Source organism: Streptococcus sp. 2106 (genome assembly GCF_013277315.1).
GTDB lineage: Bacteria > Bacillota > Bacilli > Lactobacillales > Streptococcaceae > Streptococcus > Streptococcus pseudopneumoniae.
In genome coordinates this window covers 1-18775 of the sequence record NZ_VMMS01000114.1, presented here as the reverse complement: position 1 = coordinate 18775, position 18775 = coordinate 1, and the positions used below count along the sequence as shown (strand labels likewise).

20 protein-coding genes and 1 pseudogene are annotated in these 18775 nt (G+C 38.6%); 17 read left to right on the top strand and 4 right to left on the bottom strand.

Going from position 1 to position 18775, the window contains the following annotated elements:
• The 12 genes and pseudogenes from HT723_RS11255 to HT723_RS10555 all read left to right on the top strand — a co-directional run.
• Nucleotides 1–453, top strand: a 453-nt coding sequence (locus HT723_RS11255; protein WP_188111030.1) for an LPXTG cell wall anchor domain-containing protein, incomplete at its 5' end; no start/stop codon positions are given.
• Between the two features lie 401 nt (nt 454–854).
• Nucleotides 855–938 (top strand): annotated as a pseudogene (locus HT723_RS10605) (aldose epimerase); the annotation flags it as partial.
• Nucleotides 939–1094: 156 nt separating this feature from the next.
• Nucleotides 1095–1520, top strand: coding sequence for a galactose-6-phosphate isomerase subunit LacA (gene lacA / locus HT723_RS10600; protein ID WP_000029277.1), 426 nt, complete (start codon nt 1095–1097; stop codon nt 1518–1520).
• Between the two features lie 30 nt (nt 1521–1550).
• Complete coding sequence (gene lacB / locus HT723_RS10595) at nt 1551–2066, top strand: galactose-6-phosphate isomerase subunit LacB (RefSeq protein WP_001216913.1); 516 nt, start codon at nt 1551–1553, stop codon at nt 2064–2066.
• A gap of 10 nt (nt 2067–2076) precedes the next feature.
• A complete protein-coding gene (locus HT723_RS10590) occupies nt 2077–3006 on the top strand; it encodes a tagatose-6-phosphate kinase (RefSeq protein WP_172935168.1) in 930 nt (309 codons plus the stop codon).
• Between the two features lies 1 nt (nt 3007).
• Nucleotides 3008–3988, top strand: coding sequence for a tagatose-bisphosphate aldolase (lacD, locus tag HT723_RS10585; RefSeq protein WP_050104159.1), 981 nt, complete (start codon nt 3008–3010; stop codon nt 3986–3988).
• A gap of 259 nt (nt 3989–4247) precedes the next feature.
• Nucleotides 4248–4757 carry a hypothetical protein gene (locus tag HT723_RS10580; protein ID WP_172935167.1) on the top strand — a complete coding sequence of 170 codons (510 nt, stop codon included), beginning with the start codon at nt 4248–4250 and terminating at the stop codon, nt 4755–4757.
• A gap of 395 nt (nt 4758–5152) precedes the next feature.
• Nucleotides 5153–5989 (top strand): transcription antiterminator, encoded by an 837-nt coding sequence (locus HT723_RS10575; protein WP_045611529.1) that lies wholly within the window; start codon nt 5153–5155, stop codon nt 5987–5989.
• 35 nt (nt 5990–6024) lie between these two features.
• Complete coding sequence (locus tag HT723_RS10570; RefSeq protein WP_172935166.1) at nt 6025–6342, top strand: PTS lactose/cellobiose transporter subunit IIA; 318 nt, start codon at nt 6025–6027, stop codon at nt 6340–6342.
• The gene (locus tag HT723_RS10565; protein ID WP_172935165.1) at nt 6342–8033 is read left to right on the top strand and encodes a lactose-specific PTS transporter subunit EIIC; all 1692 of its coding nucleotides are present in this window, start codon (nt 6342–6344) and stop codon (nt 8031–8033) included. The genes HT723_RS10570 and HT723_RS10565 overlap by 1 nt, the downstream gene beginning before the upstream one ends.
• 338 nt (nt 8034–8371) lie before the next feature.
• Nucleotides 8372–9778 (top strand): 6-phospho-beta-galactosidase, encoded by a 1407-nt coding sequence (gene lacG, locus HT723_RS10560; RefSeq protein WP_172935164.1) that lies wholly within the window; start codon nt 8372–8374, stop codon nt 9776–9778.
• 42 nt (nt 9779–9820) lie between these two features.
• Nucleotides 9821–10078 carry a DUF3884 family protein gene (locus HT723_RS10555; protein ID WP_112443722.1) on the top strand — a complete coding sequence of 86 codons (258 nt, stop codon included), beginning with the start codon at nt 9821–9823 and terminating at the stop codon, nt 10076–10078.
• 291 nt (nt 10079–10369) lie between these two features.
• Here the strand turns inward: HT723_RS10555 and HT723_RS10550 are convergent, their stop codons facing one another.
• Nucleotides 10370–11131 carry a DeoR/GlpR family DNA-binding transcription regulator gene (locus tag HT723_RS10550; protein WP_000917605.1) on the bottom strand — a complete coding sequence of 254 codons (762 nt, stop codon included), beginning with the start codon at nt 11129–11131 and terminating at the stop codon, nt 10370–10372.
• Nucleotides 11132–11320: 189 nt separating this feature from the next.
• Here HT723_RS10550 and HT723_RS11745 point away from each other — a divergent pair, with 189 nt between their 5' ends.
• A complete protein-coding gene (locus tag HT723_RS11745; RefSeq protein ID WP_023933379.1) occupies nt 11321–11467 on the top strand; it encodes a hypothetical protein in 147 nt (48 codons plus the stop codon).
• Here the strand turns inward: HT723_RS11745 and nrdF are convergent.
• The 3 genes from nrdF to nrdH all read right to left on the bottom strand — a co-directional run bounded on the left by nrdF (nt 11464) and on the right by nrdH (nt 15072).
• Nucleotides 11464–12426, bottom strand: coding sequence for a class 1b ribonucleoside-diphosphate reductase subunit beta (gene nrdF / locus HT723_RS10540; RefSeq protein WP_000451364.1), 963 nt, complete (start codon nt 12424–12426; stop codon nt 11464–11466). The two genes, HT723_RS11745 and nrdF, sit on opposite strands and share 4 nt — an antisense overlap.
• Before the next feature lie 187 nt (nt 12427–12613).
• Nucleotides 12614–14773, bottom strand: a complete 2160-nt coding sequence (gene nrdE / locus HT723_RS10535) for a class 1b ribonucleoside-diphosphate reductase subunit alpha (RefSeq protein WP_172935163.1) — start codon at nt 14771–14773, stop codon at nt 12614–12616.
• 80 nt (nt 14774–14853) lie between these two features.
• On the bottom strand, nt 14854–15072 hold the full coding sequence (nrdH, locus tag HT723_RS10530; protein WP_000259242.1) for a glutaredoxin-like protein NrdH: 219 nt from the start codon (nt 15070–15072) through the stop codon (nt 14854–14856).
• Nucleotides 15073–15421: 349 nt separating this feature from the next.
• Here nrdH and HT723_RS10525 point away from each other — a divergent pair, with 349 nt between their 5' ends.
• The 4 genes from HT723_RS10525 to HT723_RS10510 all read left to right on the top strand — a co-directional run bounded on the left by HT723_RS10525 (nt 15422) and on the right by HT723_RS10510 (nt 18651).
• Nucleotides 15422–15685, top strand: coding sequence for a phosphocarrier protein HPr (locus HT723_RS10525; RefSeq protein WP_000146947.1), 264 nt, complete (start codon nt 15422–15424; stop codon nt 15683–15685).
• 5 nt (nt 15686–15690) lie between these two features.
• Nucleotides 15691–17424 carry a phosphoenolpyruvate--protein phosphotransferase gene (ptsP, locus tag HT723_RS10520; protein WP_172935162.1) on the top strand — a complete coding sequence of 578 codons (1734 nt, stop codon included), beginning with the start codon at nt 15691–15693 and terminating at the stop codon, nt 17422–17424.
• A gap of 135 nt (nt 17425–17559) precedes the next feature.
• Nucleotides 17560–18054 (top strand): YkgJ family cysteine cluster protein, encoded by a 495-nt coding sequence (locus HT723_RS10515; protein WP_000031484.1) that lies wholly within the window; start codon nt 17560–17562, stop codon nt 18052–18054.
• A 57-nt stretch (nt 18055–18111) separates the two neighbouring features.
• A complete protein-coding gene (locus tag HT723_RS10510) occupies nt 18112–18651 on the top strand; it encodes a ClbS/DfsB family four-helix bundle protein (RefSeq protein ID WP_172935161.1) in 540 nt (179 codons plus the stop codon).
• Nucleotides 18652–18775 lie beyond the last annotated feature (124 nt).

Below are 18775 nucleotides of genomic sequence, written 5' to 3'. Positions count from 1 at the left end.
GCCATTGACGCAGCAAGCGACCAAGCAGGCGTGGACAAAGCGCAAGCAGACGGAATTGCCGCAGTAGCAGCAGTTAATCCAGTGGCTAAGGACAAAGCTAAGGCAGCAGTAGCGGCTAAGCTGAAAGAAAAAGAAGCCGAGATTGATGCGAACGCTAACCTTTCAGATGCAGAAAAAGCAGCAGCGAAAGAACAAGCTAAAGCAGCAGCAGACAAAGCTATCCAAGCCATTGACGCAGCAAGCGACCAAGCAGGCGTGGACAAAGCGCAAGCAGACGGAATTGCCGCAGTAGCAGCAGTTAATCCAGTGGCTAAGGACAAAGCTAAGGAAGCAGCATTACCTAATACTGGTAGTCGATCAGATAGCACTACAGCTGCTCTAGGACTTCTATCAATCTTTGGAGCAGTCGGTTTACTCTTTTCTAAAAAGAAAAAAGATGATGAAGAAGCTTAAGTAGATGATTCTATTTGATTCTCAATAGCCTTCACATGCAAAAATCTTTATCAATTAAAAAGAACTAGGGTAACCTACACATTAGCTGGATATACTCACCCTATAGCGGATAGTGAAGAAGCCTCTTTGCCAACTGTAGTAGATGGAAGTTGGCTAAGATTCAGAAAGGACAAATTTTGTCCTTTCTTTTTTGTCGTCCTTCTCTCTGTTGATGGATTGTAAGGTAAGCGCGTCATAACAAGGTATCTATCATTCATGGAAGACCTCCTGTATACTATTCGTAAAGTAAAACTATTGGAGGATATTTTAATGCCACAACCTATTGTTCCTGTAGAGATTCCACAATCTCGTCCTTTTGATTCTAAAAAGAGAAATGACATTCTGCTTAAAATTCAGCAGAAAATCATTTAGAAGATAAGAAGAATGTTCGTCTCTTAGAAGCCAATCAGGTTGAAGAATTAGGGTTTGAGATAGAAGTTTTATAAAAAAATAAAAAATAAATAACAAGAACAAACATAAACTGTTGACTTTTTCAAACAATAGTAGTATATTATGTTTGTGAGGACTAATTGACTGTTTTTTAAAGACAGCCAATACACTGCTGGAATCCAGCATAGAAAAAATAAAAAGGAGTATACAATATGTCTATTGTTATCGGTGCAGATGCTGCAGGTTTGAGATTGAAAGAAGTTGTGAAAGACTTCTTGGAAAAAGAAAACTTCCACGTTGTGGATGTTACAGCTGAAGGTCAAGACTTTGTTGATGTGACTCTCGCTGTTGCTGCAGAAGTAAACAAAGAAGAACAAAACCTTGGTATCGTGATTGATGCTTATGGAGCTGGTCCATTTATGGTTGCAACAAAAATCAAAGGAATGGTTGCTGCAGAAGTATCTGACGAACGTTCAGCTTATATGACTCGTGGCCACAACAACTCTCGTATGATCACTATGGGTGCACAACTTGTTGGTGATGAATTGGCTAAAAACATCGCTAAAGGATTTGTTAACGGTAAATACGATGGTGGACGTCACCAAATCAGGGTCGATATGTTGAACAAAATGTGCTAATTAGATTACAGTAAGAAAGGTAAGTTAAAAATGAGAATTGCAATTGGATGTGACCACATCGTAACAGATGAAAAAATGGCGGTTTCAGAATTTTTGAAATCAAAAGGATATGAAGTCATTGACTTTGGTACATATGACCATACACGTACTCACTACCCAATCTTTGGTAAAAAAGTAGGGGAAGCTGTAACTAGCGGTCAAGCTGATCTTGGAGTATGTATCTGTGGTACTGGTGTTGGTATCAACAACGCTGTAAATAAAGTCCCAGGTGTTCGTTCTGCCTTGGTTCGTGATATGACAACAGCCCTTTATGCTAAAGAACAATTGAACGCTAACGTTATCGGCTTTGGTGGTAAGATTACTGGTGAATTGCTCATGTGTGACATCATCGAAGCTTTCATCCATGCTGAATACAAACCATCTGAAGAAAACAAAAAATTGATTGCGAAAATTGAACACGTTGAAAGTCACAATGCTCAACAAACAGACGCAAACTTCTTCACTGAATTCCTTGAAAAATGGGATCGCGGAGAATACCACGACTAAGAGGTGACCTATGATTTTAACAGTCACAATGAACCCATCCATTGATATTTCCTATCCCTTGGATGAGTTAAAGATTGATACTGTCAATCGTGTGGTGGATGTAACCAAAACGGCTGGTGGTAAGGGACTCAATGTTACCCGAGTACTTTCAGAATTTGGGGATTCTGTTCTTGCTACTGGTTTAGTGGGTGGTAAACTTGGTGAGTTTTTGGTTGAACATATCGATAATCAAGTAAAAAAGGATTTCTTCTCTATTCAAGGTGAAACTCGAAACTGTATCGCTATTCTCCACGGAAAAAACCAAACAGAAGTATTAGAAAAAGGCCCAGAAGTTTTGGAACAGGAAGGACAAGCCTTTTTGGAACATTTCAAAAATCTTCTGGAGTCAGTTGAAGTAGTAGCCATCTCAGGTAGTCTGCCAGCTGGTCTTCCAGTTGATTACTATGCGAACTTGGTAGAGCTTGCTAATCAAGCTGGCAAGCCTGTTGTCTTGGACTGCTCTGGTGCAGCACTTCGGGCGGTTCTTGAATCACCACATAAACCAACAGTCATCAAACCAAATAATGAGGAATTGTCTCAGCTTCTAGGAAGAGAAGTTTCTGAGGATTTGGATGAATTAAAAGAAGTTCTTCAAGAACCTTTGTTTGCGGGTATTGAATGGATTATCGTTTCACTTGGTGCCAACGGTGCCTTTGCCAAACATGGCGACGCTTTCTACAAGGTAGATATTCCTCGAATTCAGGTTGTCAACCCTGTCGGATCTGGAGACTCTACTGTGGCAGGAATTTCTTCAGGACTACTTCATAAAGAATCGGATGCAGAATTACTCATCAAGGCAAATGTCCTTGGTATGCTCAATGCTCAAGAAAAAATGACTGGTCATGTCAACATGGCCAACTATCAAGCTCTATATGATCAATTAATAGTAAAAGAGGTATAAAATGGCTTTAACAGAACAAAAACGTGCACGCTTAGAAAAACTTTCTGATGAAAATGGTATCATCTCAGCTCTTGCATTTGACCAACGTGGTGCGTTGAAACGCCTCATGGCTCAACACCAAACAGAAGAACCAACTGTAGCTCAAATGGAAGAACTTAAAGTTTTGGTAGCAGATGAATTGACTAAATACGCTTCATCTATGCTTCTTGACCCTGAGTATGGACTTCCAGCAACTAAAGCTCTTGATGAAAAAGCTGGTCTTCTCCTTGCTTATGAAAAAACAGGTTATGACACAACAAGTACAAAACGCTTGCCTGACTGCTTGGATGTTTGGTCTGCAAAACGTATTAAAGAAGAAGGTGCAGATGCAGTTAAGTTCTTGCTTTACTATGATGTAGATAGTTCAGACGAACTCAACCAAGAAAAACAAGCTTACATCGAACGTATCGGTTCTGAGTGTGTGGCTGAAGATATTCCATTCTTCCTTGAAATCCTTGCTTACGATGAAAAAATTGCGGATGCAGGTTCAGTAGAATACGCGAAAGTAAAACCACACAAAGTTATTGGTGCTATGAAAGTTTTCTCAGACCCACGCTTTAACATTGATGTCTTGAAAGTAGAAGTTCCTGTTAACATTAAATATGTTGAAGGTTTCGCTGAAGGTGAAGTAGTTTATACACGTGAAGAAGCAGCAGCCTTCTTCAAAGCACAAGATGAAGCAACTAACTTGCCATACATCTACTTGAGTGCTGGTGTATCAGCTAAACTCTTCCAAGATACTCTTGTATTTGCCCATGAATCAGGTGCAAACTTCAATGGTGTTCTTTGTGGCCGTGCTACATGGGCTGGATCAGTTGAAGCATACATCAAAGATGGTGAAACAGCAGCTCGTGAATGGCTTCGCACAACTGGTTTTGAAAACATTGACGAACTCAACAAAGTTCTTCAAACAACAGCAACTTCATGGAAAGAACGCGTGTAAGCAAGTCCTCCTAGGTTAGGAACATGAATCTAAAAAAATTTTAAAAAAAGTTGTATGTAAAGATTCACAAAATAACTTACTTGTGCTATACTTAAATCACAAGTTAATATGAATTAGAAAGTAACTAGATGAAGTATAATAAAAATAAGGTATAGTTTATTTTACGAGCTAGGAAGGAATAATACGGAAACAATATTGCCAGAATAAACTATATTTAGACGCACATTTCAATTCGTTGTTTTATAAAAGGAGAAGATAAATGGCTGCTAAAAAGAGTTTTAAAGCGTTAGTTGTAGGACTAGGTATTGTTTCAATATTCTCATCAGCCTTACCTATGGTTAGTCATTCTGTATTTGCAGATAGTGCCCTAACTAGAGTAGATAAAGCAAATGATATTGTTTTGAATGTTGATGGGAATAAATTTTATAATGTTTCGGTTTCAGAAGATATTGTAAATGCTGGTCAAATTTTGGAAGATTATTTTTATGTAGATAAATTTGGAAATATAAATTTAAAAGGTACTCCTGAAGAGCTAGCAAAAAATATTGGTATTTCTGTACAAGAAGCAAGTTTGATGTATGAAGCTGTAAAAGAGTTGCCTAACGTTTACGAAAGAGGTCCTGTAGGTTTTCGTTTCAATCTTGGTCCTCAAGTGAGGGGGATGGGTGGCTGGGCTGTAAAAACTGCTGTAGAAAATTATTGGACAGTTGCTGTAGCTACAGTAGAGGTGCCATTTGTAAACCTTGTTTACACCATAGATTTACCTTAAAGGTTATTTCTTTATGAATAGTTCGTTTAAAAAAATAACCGTATTTTGTTTTATAGTTTCTTGTGTTCTTTGTTTATTAGATTTAATGAATTTTAAAAATGTAGCTACTTTTTTATTTTTCTGTCTTCCTGTTTTTGTTTTGATTTACAAAAATAAATAAAAACAGAGCCTCTGTTTGATGAATTTTAGAACATAGTTAAGTTTAAAAAAGTTGTATGTAAAGGTTTACAAAATAACTTACTTGTGCTATACTTAAATCACGAGTTAATACAAGGTGAGTGTTACTAAGTAATATTAGGCATGATCACGGATGAATTAGAAATCGGATGATTTTCTAGTTCATTTGTGGTCATTTTTTGTACTCATATACCTTTAAGATATAAAAGGAGGTTGACATGTATCGAATTCTAAATCCAATGAATCACAATGTCTCGCTTGTCAGAAATGATAAAGGAGAAGAAGTGATTGTGATTGGTAAGGGGATTGCATTTGGAAAGAAGAAGGGAGATTTGATTGCTGAACAGCAGGTTGAGAAAATTTTTCGGATGAAGACCGAAGAGTCAAGAGAAAACTTTATGGCTCTCCTCAAAGATGTTCCGCTTGATTTTATCACAGTGACTTATGAAATCATTGATAAGCTATCAAAGAAATATCATTATCCGATTCAAGAGTATCTCTACGTAACCTTGACAGATCATATTTACTGTTCTTACCAAGCTCTAGCACAAGGAAGGTACAAGGATAGTAATCTGCCAGATATTTCCACTAAGTATCCTGTCGCTTTTCAAATCGCAAATGAAGCATTTGAAATTTACCGTCAGAAGCTAGCAGATCATTTTCCTGAGGACGAAATTATTCGGATTGCTTATCATTTCATCAATGCCGAAGGTGAAAATGAAGTGGAACTTGTGGAGTCGATTGATAAGAGGAAAGAAATTCTCAGGAATGTTGAAGAAGTTTTAACGGACTATGCAATTCAACGAACCAAAGAGAATAACCATTTCTATGATCGCTTTATGATACATTTGAATTATTTCTTGGATTATTTAGACAGATCTAGAGATGATAACCAATCACTTCTGGATATGGAAGACCATATCAAACAATCCTATCCCAAAGCCTTTGAAATTGGTTCCAAGATCTATGATGTGATTACTCAACATACGGGTCTTGATTTGTATAAAAGTGAACGAGTTTATCTAGTTCTACATATCCAACGTTTATTGTCATAAAAATTTATATAAAACCATATAAGGAGAATTCTATCATGAATAGAGAAGAAGTAACATTGTTAGGTTTTGAAATCGTAGCCTATGCTGGCGATGCTCGTTCAAAACTATTGGAAGCCTTGAAGGCTGCTGAAGCTGGTGATTTTGAAAAAGCGGACAGATTAGTTGAGGAAGCTGGTAGCTGTATTGCTGAGGCTCACCATGCTCAAACAAGTCTATTGACTAAGGAAGCTTCTGGTGAGGATTTAGCATATAGTGTGACCATGATGCATGGTCAAGACCACTTGATGACAACTATCTTGTTAAAAGATTTGATGCACCACTTAATCGAACTTTATAAGAGAGGAGTTAAATAATGAACAAACTAATTGCATTTATCGAGAAAGGAAAGCCTTTCTTCGAGAAATTATCTCGTAATATCTATCTTCGTGCTATTCGTGATGGTTTCATTGCAGGTATGCCTGTTATTCTCTTCTCAAGTATCTTTATCTTGATTGCCTTTGTGCCAAACTCATGGGGTTTTAAATGGTCTGATGAAGTTGTAGCCTTTCTGATGAAACCTTACAGCTATTCAATGGGTATCTTGGCTCTCTTGGTAGCTGGTACAACAGCTAAGTCATTGACCGACTCAGTAAACCGTAGCATGGAGAAAACCAATCAAATCAACTATATGTCAACATTGTTGGCAGCAATTGTTGGTTTGTTGATGCTGGCAGCTGATCCTATCGAAAATGGTCTAGCTACTGGATTCTTGGGGACAAAAGGTTTGCTTTCAGCCTTCCTTGCTGCCTTTGTTACTGTAGCCATCTATAAGGTTTGTGTTAAGAACAACGTCACTATTCGTATGCCTGACGAAGTTCCACCAAATATCTCACAAGTCTTTAAAGATGTGATTCCATTCACTCTCTCGATTGTTTCACTTTATGCTCTTGATTTACTAGCTCGTCATTTTGTTGGTTCTAGTGTGGCAGAATCAATCGGTAAATTCTTTGCTCCATTATTCTCTGCAGCTGATGGTTACCTTGGAATTACAATTATCTTTGGTGCCTTTGCCTTCTTCTGGTTTGTTGGTATCCATGGTCCATCTATCGTTGAACCAGCTATCGCAGCTATTACCTATGCAAATGCCGAAGTCAACTTAAACCTTCTCCAACAAGGTATGCACGCTGACAAGATTCTCACTTCTGGTACACAAATGTTTATCGTTACCATGGGTGGTACTGGTGCGACACTGGTTGTTCCATTCATGTTCATGTGGTTAACAAAATCAAAACGTAACCGTGCAATCGGACGTGCTTCAGTAGTTCCTACCTTCTTTGGTGTAAATGAACCAATTTTGTTTGGTGCACCACTTGTATTGAACCCGATTTTCTTCATTCCATTTATTTTTGCTCCTATCGCAAACGTTTGGATCTTTAAATTCTTCATTGAAACTCTTGGAATGAATTCATTTACTGCCAATCTACCATGGACAACTCCAGTTCCACTAGGTTTAGTTCTTGGAACTAACTTCCAAGTGCTATCATTCATTCTTGCTGCCCTTCTAATCGTGGTTGATGTAGTCATTTACTATCCATTCCTTAAAGTGTATGATGAACAAATTCTCGAAGAAGAACGTTCAGGTAAGTCTAATGACGAATTGAAAGAAAAAGTTGCTTCAAACTTTAACACTGCAAAAGCAGATGCTATTCTTGAAAAAGCTGGTGTAGAAGCAGCACAAAACACCATCACTGAAGAAACAAATGTCCTCGTTCTCTGTGCTGGTGGAGGTACAAGTGGTCTCCTTGCAAATGCTTTGAACAAGGCAGCTGCAGAATACAATGTCCCTGTGAAAGCAGCAGCAGGTGGTTATGGTGCTCACCGTGAAATGTTGCCAGAGTTTGATCTAGTTATCCTTGCCCCTCAAGTTGCTTCAAACTTTGAAGATATGAAAGCAGAAACAGATAAACTCGGTATTAAACTTGCCAAGACAGAAGGCGCTCAATACATCAAGTTAACCCGTGATGGAAAAGGTGCTCTTGCATTCGTACAAGCGCAATTCGATTAACGATAGGGACTATAAAACAGTCTCCTATCGTTACGGAAATCGCTATGGCGAATTTCCTAATCGCCTTGTTAATTCGTCGGTAAAAAGATATCGTTTTTACCTCCTCATGTCACAATTCGATTAATAATAGGGACTATGAAATAGTTTCCTCTCGTTACGGAAATCGCTATGGCGAATTTCCTAATCGCCTTATTAATTCGTCGGTAAAAAGATATCGTTTTTACCTCCTCATGTCACAATTCAGTGACTTGCTACAAGAAGTGAGATGGAGAAGGATGGCTCACTGACTCCTCTCCTCTCACTTTTATTTTATTTAAATCAAGAAATAGGTGAAAAAAATGACAAAAACACTTCCAAAAGACTTTATTTTCGGTGGCGCAACAGCTGCCTATCAAGCAGAAGGCGCTACGCATACTGATGGAAAAGGACCAGTTGCTTGGGATAAATATCTTGAAGATAACTACTGGTACACTGCCGAACCAGCCAGTGACTTTTACAATCGATATCCAGTTGACCTAAAGCTAGCAGAAGAGTATGGTGTCAATGGCATTCGAATTTCTATTGCCTGGTCACGTATTTTCCCAACAGGCTACGGTCAAGTAAATCAGAAGGGTGTTGAGTATTATCATAATCTATTTGCAGAGTGTCACAAACGTCATGTTGAGCCTTTTGTAACTCTTCATCACTTTGACACGCCAGAAGCTCTCCACTCAAATGGAGACTTCTTAAAACGTGAAAATATCGAACACTTTGTAGACTACGCTGCCTTCTGCTTTGAAGAATTTCCAGAAGTAAACTATTGGACAACCTTTAATGAAATTGGACCAATCGGTGATGGTCAATATTTGGTTGGGAAATTCCCTCCAGGTATCCAGTACGACCTTGCCAAAGTCTTTCAATCACACCACAATATGATGGTGTCTCATGCATGCGCGGTAAAATTGTACAAAGAGAAAGGCTATAAAGGAGAAATTGGTGTTGTTCACGCTCTGCCAACCAAGTACCCACTTAATCCTGAAAATCCTGCAGATGTTATTGCGGCAGAGTTAGAGGACATTATCCATAATAAATTTATCTTGGATGCAACTTATCTGGGTCGCTATTCAGCTGAAACGATGGAAGGTGTCAACCATATCTTATCAGTCAATGGTGGTAGCTTGGATCTTCGTGAAGAAGATTTTACAGCATTAGAAGCAGCAAAAGACTTGAATGATTTCCTTGGAATCAACTACTATATGAGTGACTGGATGGAAGCCTTTGATGGCGAAACTGAAATCATCCATAATGGTAAGGGTGAGAAAGGAAGCTCTAAATACCAAATCAAAGGTGTTGGTCGTCGTGTAGCTCCTGATTATGTACCACGTACGGACTGGGATTGGATTATATACCCTCAAGGTTTGTATGACCAAATCATGCGCGTGAAGAAAGATTATCCTAACTACAAGAAGATTTACATCACTGAAAATGGTCTCGGCTATAAAGATGAGTTCGTCGATAATACTGTTTATGATGATGGACGTATTGATTATGTGAAACAACACTTGGAGGTCTTGTCTGATGCGATTGCAGATGGTGCTAATGTAAAAGGTTACTTCATTTGGTCATTGATGGACGTCTTCTCATGGTCAAATGGTTATGAAAAACGTTACGGTCTCTTCTATGTAGACTTTGAAACTCAAGAACGTTATCCGAAGAAATCAGCTCACTGGTACAAGAAAGTAGCAGAAACTCAAGTGATTGAGTAGTAGAATTACTAATTAGATATAGAATTTTAGTGAGGCAAAAAGATGTTCAAAGATTTTATCCAATCTATTTATGAAAAAGTTTATATTATAAATTTCGAAAAATGTTCTCAAATACCGTGTTTGACGAATGAAGAACTGAAAAGCCTTGGGAAATGGTATGTCTCGACCGGTAAAGAATGGATTTGTCATTCAGATTATGAGCTGGAAGAATTTAAAAATCTATTTTTAAATTTTATCAATCCTGAAGAATGGGATACTATCTCCTTTGATTCAGATTTTATGCCGTTTCAACAATCGTAACCAATTTCCAAAAAAAGTTAAATCTCGTATTTAGTACTCCGCAAAATTCTTATCTAATCACGTTTCTTATACTCAATGAAAATCAAAGAGCAACTTTAAACTAGGAAGCGAGTCGCAGATTTCTCAATGCATAGCTTTGAGGTGGCAGATAAAGCAATTGGGCAAAAAATCTTTAACGCAGAAAAACGCATAATATCAGGTGTTGAAAAACCTTGATATTATGCGTTTTTGTAGGAAGATTTACTTCATTTTCTTCTGAAATTGAGTTGTTACCCAGAATATTTCAGTTTATTAAGGTTTGATGACTTTAGTAAGTTTAGATAGCTCAAAAAGGATTGAATCACTGAGTTTAGAATCTGAAACAATAGTATCAAGATTTGATACATTATAAAAAGTATAAAAATCAAACTTATTGAACTTACTATGATCTGCGAGTAAATATTTTTTATTAGAATTATTTAAAGCGATGCGTTGAGCCTCTCCCTCTTCCTCGCTAAAAGTAGCTAGAGCCCCGTTTTGAATACCATTACAGCTAACGAAAGCTTTAGAAAATTGGAGATTAGAGAGATTTTGTAGGGTCAATGTGCCAACAAAAGCACCTGTAATATCGCGATAATTTCCACCTATCAAAATCAAATCTGTTAATTTTCGTTCGCTTAAAATCAGAAAAACAGGTAGACTGTTGGTCACGACGCGGATATTGTCAATAGGCAACTCACGCGCAAAAAATTCTAATGTTGTTCCTGGTCCAATAAAAATAGTTTCTCTTTCTTCTACTAGACTGCCTGCAAAACGGGCTATTTCTTGTTTTTCTGCCGTTTGGAGGGCTTGTTTTTCAATATTTGATCGCTCATTAGTCAAAAGGGAGTTGGTTCGAAGTTTTTCAGCTCCACCATGCACACGAATCAGCAAATCTTTATCAGCTAATTCCTGTAAATAGCGCCTTGCAGTCATATCTGAAACGGCTATTTCGTCCATAATCTGTTTAACCGTTATGGTTCCTTTACTATTTACTGTTTCTAAAATTTTGGTTAATTTTTCTTGTTTGAGCATATTATCACCTCGTTTCCTACTACTATCTTACCATAAACTAGCTCATCATTCAAATACAAAAACAACAAAATAAAACAAAAACAAAAATATCGAGGTTTATTTTCAAAACTTTCGATATTTTTATTAAGTTATTATTTTGTTGTTTCTAGTTTACTTTTTATGATTGAGAGTGGTGGAGAATTATACTCAATGAAAATCAAAGAGCAAACTAGGAAGCTAGCCGTAGGTTGCTCAAAACACAGTTTTGAGGTTGTAGATAAGACTGACGAAGTCAGTGAGCATATCTACGGCAAGGCGAAGCTGACGTGGTTTGAAGAGATTTTCGAAGAGTATTAGTCCAAACCGTAGTTGTAGTCATCATCTTGCATGGCTTCAACTTCACCAAGGAGGTAACCATTTCCGACTTGAGAGAAGAAGTCGTGGTTAGATGTTCCTGTTGAAATACCGTTCATAACGATTGGATTGACATCATCTGCTGAGTCTGGGAAGAGTGGATCTTGTCCCAGATTCATGAGAGCCTTGTTAGCATTGTAACGAAGGAAGGTTTTAACTTCTTCCGTCCAACCAACACCGTCATAGAGGCTCTCTGTGTAGCCTTCTTCATTTTCATAAAGAGTATAGAGTAAGTCGTACATCCATTCTTTTAGCTTTTCTTGCTCTTCTTCAGGTAATTCATTGAAACCAAGTTGGAATTTGTAACCAATGTAGGTTCCGTGAACAGATTCATCACGAATAATCAATTTGATGATTTCCGCAACGTTGGCAAGTTTGTTGTTACCAAGATAGTAGAGGGGAGTGAAGAAACCTGAATAGAAGAGGAAGGTTTCTAGGAAAACGCTAGCAACTTTCTTTTCAAGTGGGCTACCGTTTAGGTAGATTTCGTTGACAATCTCAGCCTTCTTTTGTAGGTAAGGATTGGTATTGGTCCATTCGAAAATTTCTTCGATCTCAGCCTTAGTATTTAAGGTAGAAAAGATTGAAGAGTAAGATTTAGCGTGAACAGATTCCATAAATTGGATGTTATTGAAAACAGCTTCCTCATGTGGTGTACGGATATCTGCGCGAAGGGCTTGAACCCCAGTTTCAGATTGCATAGTGTCGAGAAGGGTTAAACCACCAAAAACTTTTCCGACCAAGTCTTTCTCTTTGTTAGATAGCTTTCTCCAGTCATCCAAGTCGTTTGACAAGGGAATACGTGTATCGAGCCAGAATTGCTCCGTCAGCTTTTCCCAAGTTGATTTATCGATGACATCTTCGATGGCATTCCAGTTAATGGCTTTGTAGTAAGTTTCCATTTGAAATCTCTTTCTGTGTTTAGTATTGCGAACTCACAATTATTTCTATTTTACCATAATTCTATAGGAGTATCGCACAAAAAGTCGGAAGCCCGACTTTTAAAATGTTACATAAATTATGTTATGACCTAGTAGATTTGATTTTATCAGTGCTGCTTAGGGAAAAATAGTGTTTCTATGCTAGAAACTAAATCACACAGCTTTCACACTGGTTGGCGCCGACTTCTCCACCGTCATCTGTAAAGGTACGGACGTAGTAGATAGACTTGATTCCCTTGTTAAAGGCATAGTTACGAAGGATAGATAAATCACGTGTTGTTTGTTTGTTTTCTTTCTTCCATTCGTAAAGACCTTTTGGAATGTCACTACGCATAAAGAGAGTGAGTGAAAGTCCTTGGTCCACGTGCTCAGTCGCAGCTGCGTAAACATCAATCACCTTACGCATATCCATGTCGTAGGCAGAAGTGTAGTAAGGAATGGTTTCTGTTGACAATCCTGCAGCAGGGTAGTAGATCTTACCAATTTTCTTCTCTTGGCGTTCTTCGATACGTTGCGTAATTGGGTGGATAGAAGCAGACACGTCATTGATATAGCTGATAGAACCATTCGGCGCTACAGCAAGGCGATTTTGGTGGTAAAGACCATCGGTTTTAACTTTATCACGAAGTTCAGCCCAGTCAGCAGCAGTAGGGATAAAGATATCTTTGAAGAGTTCTTTAACACGGTCTGATTTCGGAAGAAATTCTCCAGTCAAATACTTATCAAAGTAGCTTCCGTTAGCATAGTCTGATTTCTCAAAGTTATGGAAGGTAATACCACGTTCTCGCGCGATATTGTTTGACTCAACCAAAGTCCAGTAGTTCATAAGCATAAAGTAGATGCTTGTAAATTCAACAGACTCAGGTGATCCATATTCAATGAGTTGTTGGGCAAGGTAGCTGTGAAGTCCCATGGCACCAAGACCAAAGGTATGGGCTTGGCTATTTCCATGGTCGATAGTAGGAACAGCTACGATGTGTGAACTGTCTGTAACGAAAGTAAGGGCACGAACCATAGCACGGATAGAACGACCAAAATCAGGTGAAGTCATCATGTTGACCACGTTGGTTGAACCAAGGTTACATGAAACATCTGTTCCCATTTGAAGGAATTCTTGAGCATCGTTGATCAAGCTTGGTTCTTGAACTTGAAGAATCTCAGAACACAAGTTGCTCATGATAATCTTACCATCAACAGGATTTGCACGGTTAGCCGTATCAATGTTGACGACATAAGGGTAGCCAGACTCTTGTTGCAATTTAGAGATTTCAGTTTCCAAATCACGCGCCTTGATTTTTGTCTTGCGAATATTTGGATTTGCGACCAATTCATCGTATTTTTCAGTGATGTCGATGTAGTTGAATGGCACACCGTATTCTTTTTCTACAGAGTAAGGACTGAAGAGGTACATTTCTTCATTTTTACGAGCCAATTCGTAGAATTTATCTGGTACTACAACACCAAGTGATAGGGTTTTGACACGAACTTTTTCATCGGCATTTTCTTTCTTAGTTGAAAGGAAGGCGATGATGTCTGGGTGAAAGACATTGAGGTAAACCACCCCAGCACCTTGACGTTGACCCAATTGGTTAGAGTAAGAGAAACTGTCTTCGAAAAGCTTCATAACAGGAACGACACCTGAAGCAGCTCCTTCATAACCCTTGATAGGTGCACCAGCTTCACGAAGGTTGCTGAGGGTAATTCCCACACCACCACCAATACGTGAAAGTTGAAGAGCTGAGTTGATAGAACGTCCGATAGAGTTCATATCATCCGTCACTTGGATTAGGAAGCAAGATACCAACTCCCCACGACGAGCACGTCCAGCATTCAAGAAGGAAGGAGTAGCAGGTTGGTAGCGTTGGTGGATGATTTCATTGGCAATATCGATTGCAACAGCTTCATTCCCATCAGCGAAATAAAGGGCGTTAAAGAAGACACGGTCTTCCATATTTTCAAGATAGTATTCACCGTCATTAGTCTTTAAGGCATATTGATTGTAAAATTTATAAGCTGCCATGAATGACTTGAATTGGAAGTTTTGGTCTTTGATAAATTGAGCCAATTCTTCCAAGAACTCTGGACGGTATTTCTTGATAAAGGCTGTTTCGATGTAGTTGTGTTCAATGAGGTAATTGATTTTGTCTTTGATTGAATCAAAAACCATAGTGTTTGGAACTACATTTTCTTTAAAGAAGGCATCCAAGGCTTCCTTATCTTTATGAAGCATGATTTGTCCATTAACAGGACGGTTAATTTCGTTATTAAGACGGAAGTAAGTCACGTCTTCAAGATGTTTTAATCCCATAAAATTTCCCTTATCTAATTACAAAAGAAAGGCTTCTAAGTTAGCCCTAAAAGCAGTTTCTTCTGGATGATGTACTAAGATTATGCTAATTGTTTCAGTTTTCCTGGTTGGAAACCTGAAAAGACTTCAGTTGGTGTTTGAATAATAGGAGCTGCGCTAAAACCGAGTTCTTTGACTTGATCGATGTACTCAGGCTGCTCATCAAGATTGATTTCTTTATATTCAACGTTATTACTGTCCAAGAAACGCTTGGTCATTTTACATTGGACACAATTGTTTTTAGAATAAACGGTTACCATTGTGTAACTCCTCTTTAAAATTTAATTCTATCCTAGTATATCAGAAAATAAAATTTTGTCAATGATTTGAACTAAATATAGTGGTCTTTTTTTCTAGTCAAGCTCACAAAACACAATATGTAGTGTTTGTTTTATAAAACAGCAATGATTATCCTATAAATCGTTTTTAAAGAAACTATATCCTGTGTTTTGTTATCTAGGATAGAAGATTTTCAGCAAGTTATCTGAAAGGAAATTGAAGGAAAATCCAGAAAATGCTTGAAAAAAATCCTAGAAGATGGTATAATACCAAATTGTAAGGGTTATCACATATAACTCAAAAAAGAAAGAACAAAAGGAGAGTCAAACTATGGCTTCTAAAGATTTCCACGTAGTGGCAGAAACAGGTATTCACGCACGTCCAGCAACATTGTTGGTGCAAACTGCTAGCAAATTTGCTTCAGATATCACTCTTGAGTACAAAGGTAAATCAGTTAACCTTAAATCAATTATGGGTGTTATGAGTCTTGGTGTTGGCCAAGGTGCTGACGTAACTATCTCAGCTGAAGGTGCAGATGCAGATGACGCTATCGCTGCAATCTCAGAAACAATGGAAAAAGAAGGATTGGCATAAGGGAAATGACAGAAATGCTTAAAGGAATCGCAGCATCTGACGGTGTTGCAGTTGCAAAAGCATATCTACTCGTTCAACCGGATTTGTCATTCGAGACTATTTCAGTCGAAGATACAAACGCAGAAGAGGCTCGTTTGGATGTTGCTCTTGAAGCTTCTCAAAACGAGCTTTCTCTTATCCGCGAGAAAGCTGTAGGTACGCTTGGTGAAGAAGCGGCTCAAGTTTTTGACGCTCATTTGATGGTTCTTTCTGACCCAGAATTGATTGGTCAGATTAAAGAAACAATTCGTGCTAAGAAAGTCAATGCAGAAGCAGGTCTTAAAGAAGTGACTGACATGTTCATCACGATCTTTGAAGGTATGGAAGACAACCCATACATGCAAGAACGTGCAGCGGATATCCGCGACGTGACAAAACGTGTATTGGCAAACCTTCTTGGTAAGAAATTGCCAAACCCAGCTTCGATCAATGAAGAAGTAATCGTGATTGCACATGACTTGACACCATCTGATACAGCTCAATTGGACAAAAACTTTGTAAAAGCTTTTGTAACAAATATCGGTGGACGTACAAGCCACTCAGCTATCATGGCACGTACACTTGAAATTGCAGCTGTATTGGGAACAAATAACATTACTGAAGTAGTGAAAGACGGCGACATCCTTGCCGTTAACGGAATTACTGGTGAAGTGATTATCAACCCAACAGATGAACAAGCGGCAGAATTTAAAGCAGCTGGTGAAGCTTATGCTAAACAAAAAGCTGAATGGGCACTTTTGAAAGATGCTCAAACAGTGACTGCTGACGGTAAACACTTCGAGTTGGCTGCTAACATCGGTACTCCAAAAGACGTTGAAGGTGTTAACAATAACGGTGCAGAAGCTGTTGGACTTTACCGTACAGAGTTCTTATACATGGATTCTCAAGACTTCCCAACAGAAGATGAGCAGTATGAAGCATACAAAGCTGTTCTTGAGGGAATGAATGGTAAACCAGTCGTTGTTCGTACAATGGATATCGGTGGAGATAAGGAACTTCCTTACTTCGATATGCCACATGAAATGAACCCATTCCTTGGATTCCGCGCCCTTCGTATCTCTATTTCTGAAACTGGAGATGCAATGTTCCGTACACAGATCCGTGCCCTTCTTCGTGCTTCTGTTCATGGTCAATTGCGTATCATGTTCCCAATGGTTGCGCTTTTGAAAGAATTCCGTGCAGCTAAAGCAGTTTATGAAGAAGAAAAAGCAAACCTTCTTGCTGAAGGAGTTGCAGTTGCGGATAACATCCAAGTTGGTATCATGATTGAAATCCCTGCAGCAGCGATGCTTGCAGACCAATTTGCTAAAGAAGTAGACTTCTTCTCAATTGGTACAAACGACTTGATCCAATATACAATGGCAGCAGACCGTATGAATGAGCAAGTTTCATACCTTTACCAACCATATAACCCATCAATCCTTCGCTTGATCAACAACGTTATCAAGGCAGCTCACGCTGAAGGTAAATGGGCTGGTATGTGTGGTGAGATGGCTGGTGACCAAACAGCTGTTCCACTTCTTGTCGGAATGGGCTTGGATGAATTCTCTATGTCAGCAACATCTGTCCTTCGTACACGTAGCTTGATGAAGAAATTAGATACTGCTAAGATGGAAGAGTACGCAAACCGTGCCCTTACAGAGTGCTCAACAATGGAAGAAGTTCTTGAACTTCAAAAAGAATACGTTAACTTCGATTAATGTGTGATCAACCTTGTAACCTAGTTGCAAGGTTTTTTGACGTATTTTAGAAAAGCATGGTCCGATAAAGTCTACTTTTCAATGAGTCAGAGGCATGATATAATAGGGGGAAACAAATAGAATAAGAGAGAAACCATGTCTAAAGAAATTGATATTGAGTATTACCATCAGCTAGCCTTGCAAAAGCAGAAGGAGCATCGAAAAGTTTTAGCCAATCTAAAGAAAAAACCTCCTAAAAACCTAGACAAGATTGCCCAGCAGATTCACCAAGAAGTCTTTTCGGAGATTGATTGCACTGCCTGTGCTAACTGTTGTAAGACTTTGGGTCCTGACTTCAAAGAGGCAGACATCACCCGTATTGCCAAATATTTCAAAATGAAATTGCCGGCCTTTGAAGCTGAATTTCTGCAGGTGGATGAAGATGGAGACAAGGTTTTTAAATCCATGCCTTGCCCATTTTTAGGAGGAGATAACCTCTGTTCCATTTATGACGTTCGTCCAAAGGCCTGTCGAGAGTTCCCCCATACAGACCGCAAAAAGATCCATCAAATTAACCATTTGACAATTAAGAATACTTTGACCTGTCCAGCAGCCTATCTCTTTGTGGAGAAGTTAAAGGATAAGTTATAGAGGTTTAAAGGATAAAAAATCTCTAATAATAACTAGTAATATGAAGGGAGTACTCCAATGCCTAGACCGAAAACAAAAGAGGAACTAGTATTAGCCTCTAAGGAAAACTATGAAAAGCTCAATTGTTTCATCTCCCAACTAGGTGAAGATGAGCTACAGACTCCATTTAATTTTTCAAGAGACCCAAAGAAAAAAGAAGCTCACTGGAAAAGAGATAAAAATCTAAGAGATGTTCTGATCCATCTCTATGAATGGCAGCAGTTACTTTTAACTTGGGTACATTCTAATCAAGCAGGTCACGAAAGACCTTTTCTCCCTGAAGCTTATAATTGGAAAACTTATGGAGAAATGAATGTCGCTTTTTGGAAGAAGCACCAGAAAACCTCCTTAGAAGAAGCGACTAGACTCCTAGAACAATCACATAGAGAGGTTTTAGAGTTGATAGAAGTTTTTAGCAATGACGAACTCTTTACCAAAGGTGTCTATAAGTGGACGGGTGGGACAAGTCTAGGTTCTTACTTTGTCAGTAGCACGTCAAGCCACTATGGTTGGGCTCTGAAAAAACTCAAAGCTCACCGGAAGAATTGTAAGGGATAGATGGCCTGTTTGAAATTGCAAGAATGAGTTCTTTTAAACGTAATACTCTTCGAAAATCAAATTCAAACTGCGTCAACGTCGCCTTGCCGTACTCAAGTACAGCCTGCGGCTAGTTTCCTAGTTT

Excerpts from the sequence above, each read along its gene's own strand:
- nrdF (WP_000451364.1), bottom strand. The coding sequence starts at position 12,426 with ATGGAAACTTACTACAAAGCCATTAACTGGAATGCCATCGAAGATGTC.
- HT723_RS10555 (WP_112443722.1), top strand. The coding sequence starts at position 9,821 with ATGTTCAAAGATTTTATCCAATCTATTTATGAAAAAGTTTATATTATA.
- lacB (WP_001216913.1), top strand. The coding sequence starts at position 1,551 with ATGAGAATTGCAATTGGATGTGACCACATCGTAACAGATGAAAAAATG.
- ptsP (WP_172935162.1), top strand. The coding sequence starts at position 15,691 with ATGACAGAAATGCTTAAAGGAATCGCAGCATCTGACGGTGTTGCAGTT.
- lacA (WP_000029277.1), top strand. The coding sequence starts at position 1,095 with ATGTCTATTGTTATCGGTGCAGATGCTGCAGGTTTGAGATTGAAAGAA.
- HT723_RS10510 (WP_172935161.1), top strand. The coding sequence starts at position 18,112 with ATGCCTAGACCGAAAACAAAAGAGGAACTAGTATTAGCCTCTAAGGAA.
- nrdH (WP_000259242.1), bottom strand. The coding sequence starts at position 15,072 with ATGGTAACCGTTTATTCTAAAAACAATTGTGTCCAATGTAAAATGACC.
- HT723_RS10580 (WP_172935167.1), top strand. The coding sequence starts at position 4,248 with ATGGCTGCTAAAAAGAGTTTTAAAGCGTTAGTTGTAGGACTAGGTATT.
- HT723_RS11745 (WP_023933379.1), top strand. The coding sequence starts at position 11,321 with ATGAAAATCAAAGAGCAAACTAGGAAGCTAGCCGTAGGTTGCTCAAAA.
- lacG (WP_172935164.1), top strand. The coding sequence starts at position 8,372 with ATGACAAAAACACTTCCAAAAGACTTTATTTTCGGTGGCGCAACAGCT.
- HT723_RS10525 (WP_000146947.1), top strand. The coding sequence starts at position 15,422 with ATGGCTTCTAAAGATTTCCACGTAGTGGCAGAAACAGGTATTCACGCA.
- HT723_RS10565 (WP_172935165.1), top strand. The coding sequence starts at position 6,342 with ATGAACAAACTAATTGCATTTATCGAGAAAGGAAAGCCTTTCTTCGAG.
- HT723_RS10590 (WP_172935168.1), top strand. The coding sequence starts at position 2,077 with ATGATTTTAACAGTCACAATGAACCCATCCATTGATATTTCCTATCCC.
- nrdE (WP_172935163.1), bottom strand. The coding sequence starts at position 14,773 with ATGGGATTAAAACATCTTGAAGACGTGACTTACTTCCGTCTTAATAAC.
- HT723_RS10575 (WP_045611529.1), top strand. The coding sequence starts at position 5,153 with ATGTATCGAATTCTAAATCCAATGAATCACAATGTCTCGCTTGTCAGA.
- lacD (WP_050104159.1), top strand. The coding sequence starts at position 3,008 with ATGGCTTTAACAGAACAAAAACGTGCACGCTTAGAAAAACTTTCTGAT.
- HT723_RS10515 (WP_000031484.1), top strand. The coding sequence starts at position 17,560 with ATGTCTAAAGAAATTGATATTGAGTATTACCATCAGCTAGCCTTGCAA.
- HT723_RS10550 (WP_000917605.1), bottom strand. The coding sequence starts at position 11,131 with ATGCTCAAACAAGAAAAATTAACCAAAATTTTAGAAACAGTAAATAGT.
- HT723_RS10570 (WP_172935166.1), top strand. The coding sequence starts at position 6,025 with ATGAATAGAGAAGAAGTAACATTGTTAGGTTTTGAAATCGTAGCCTAT.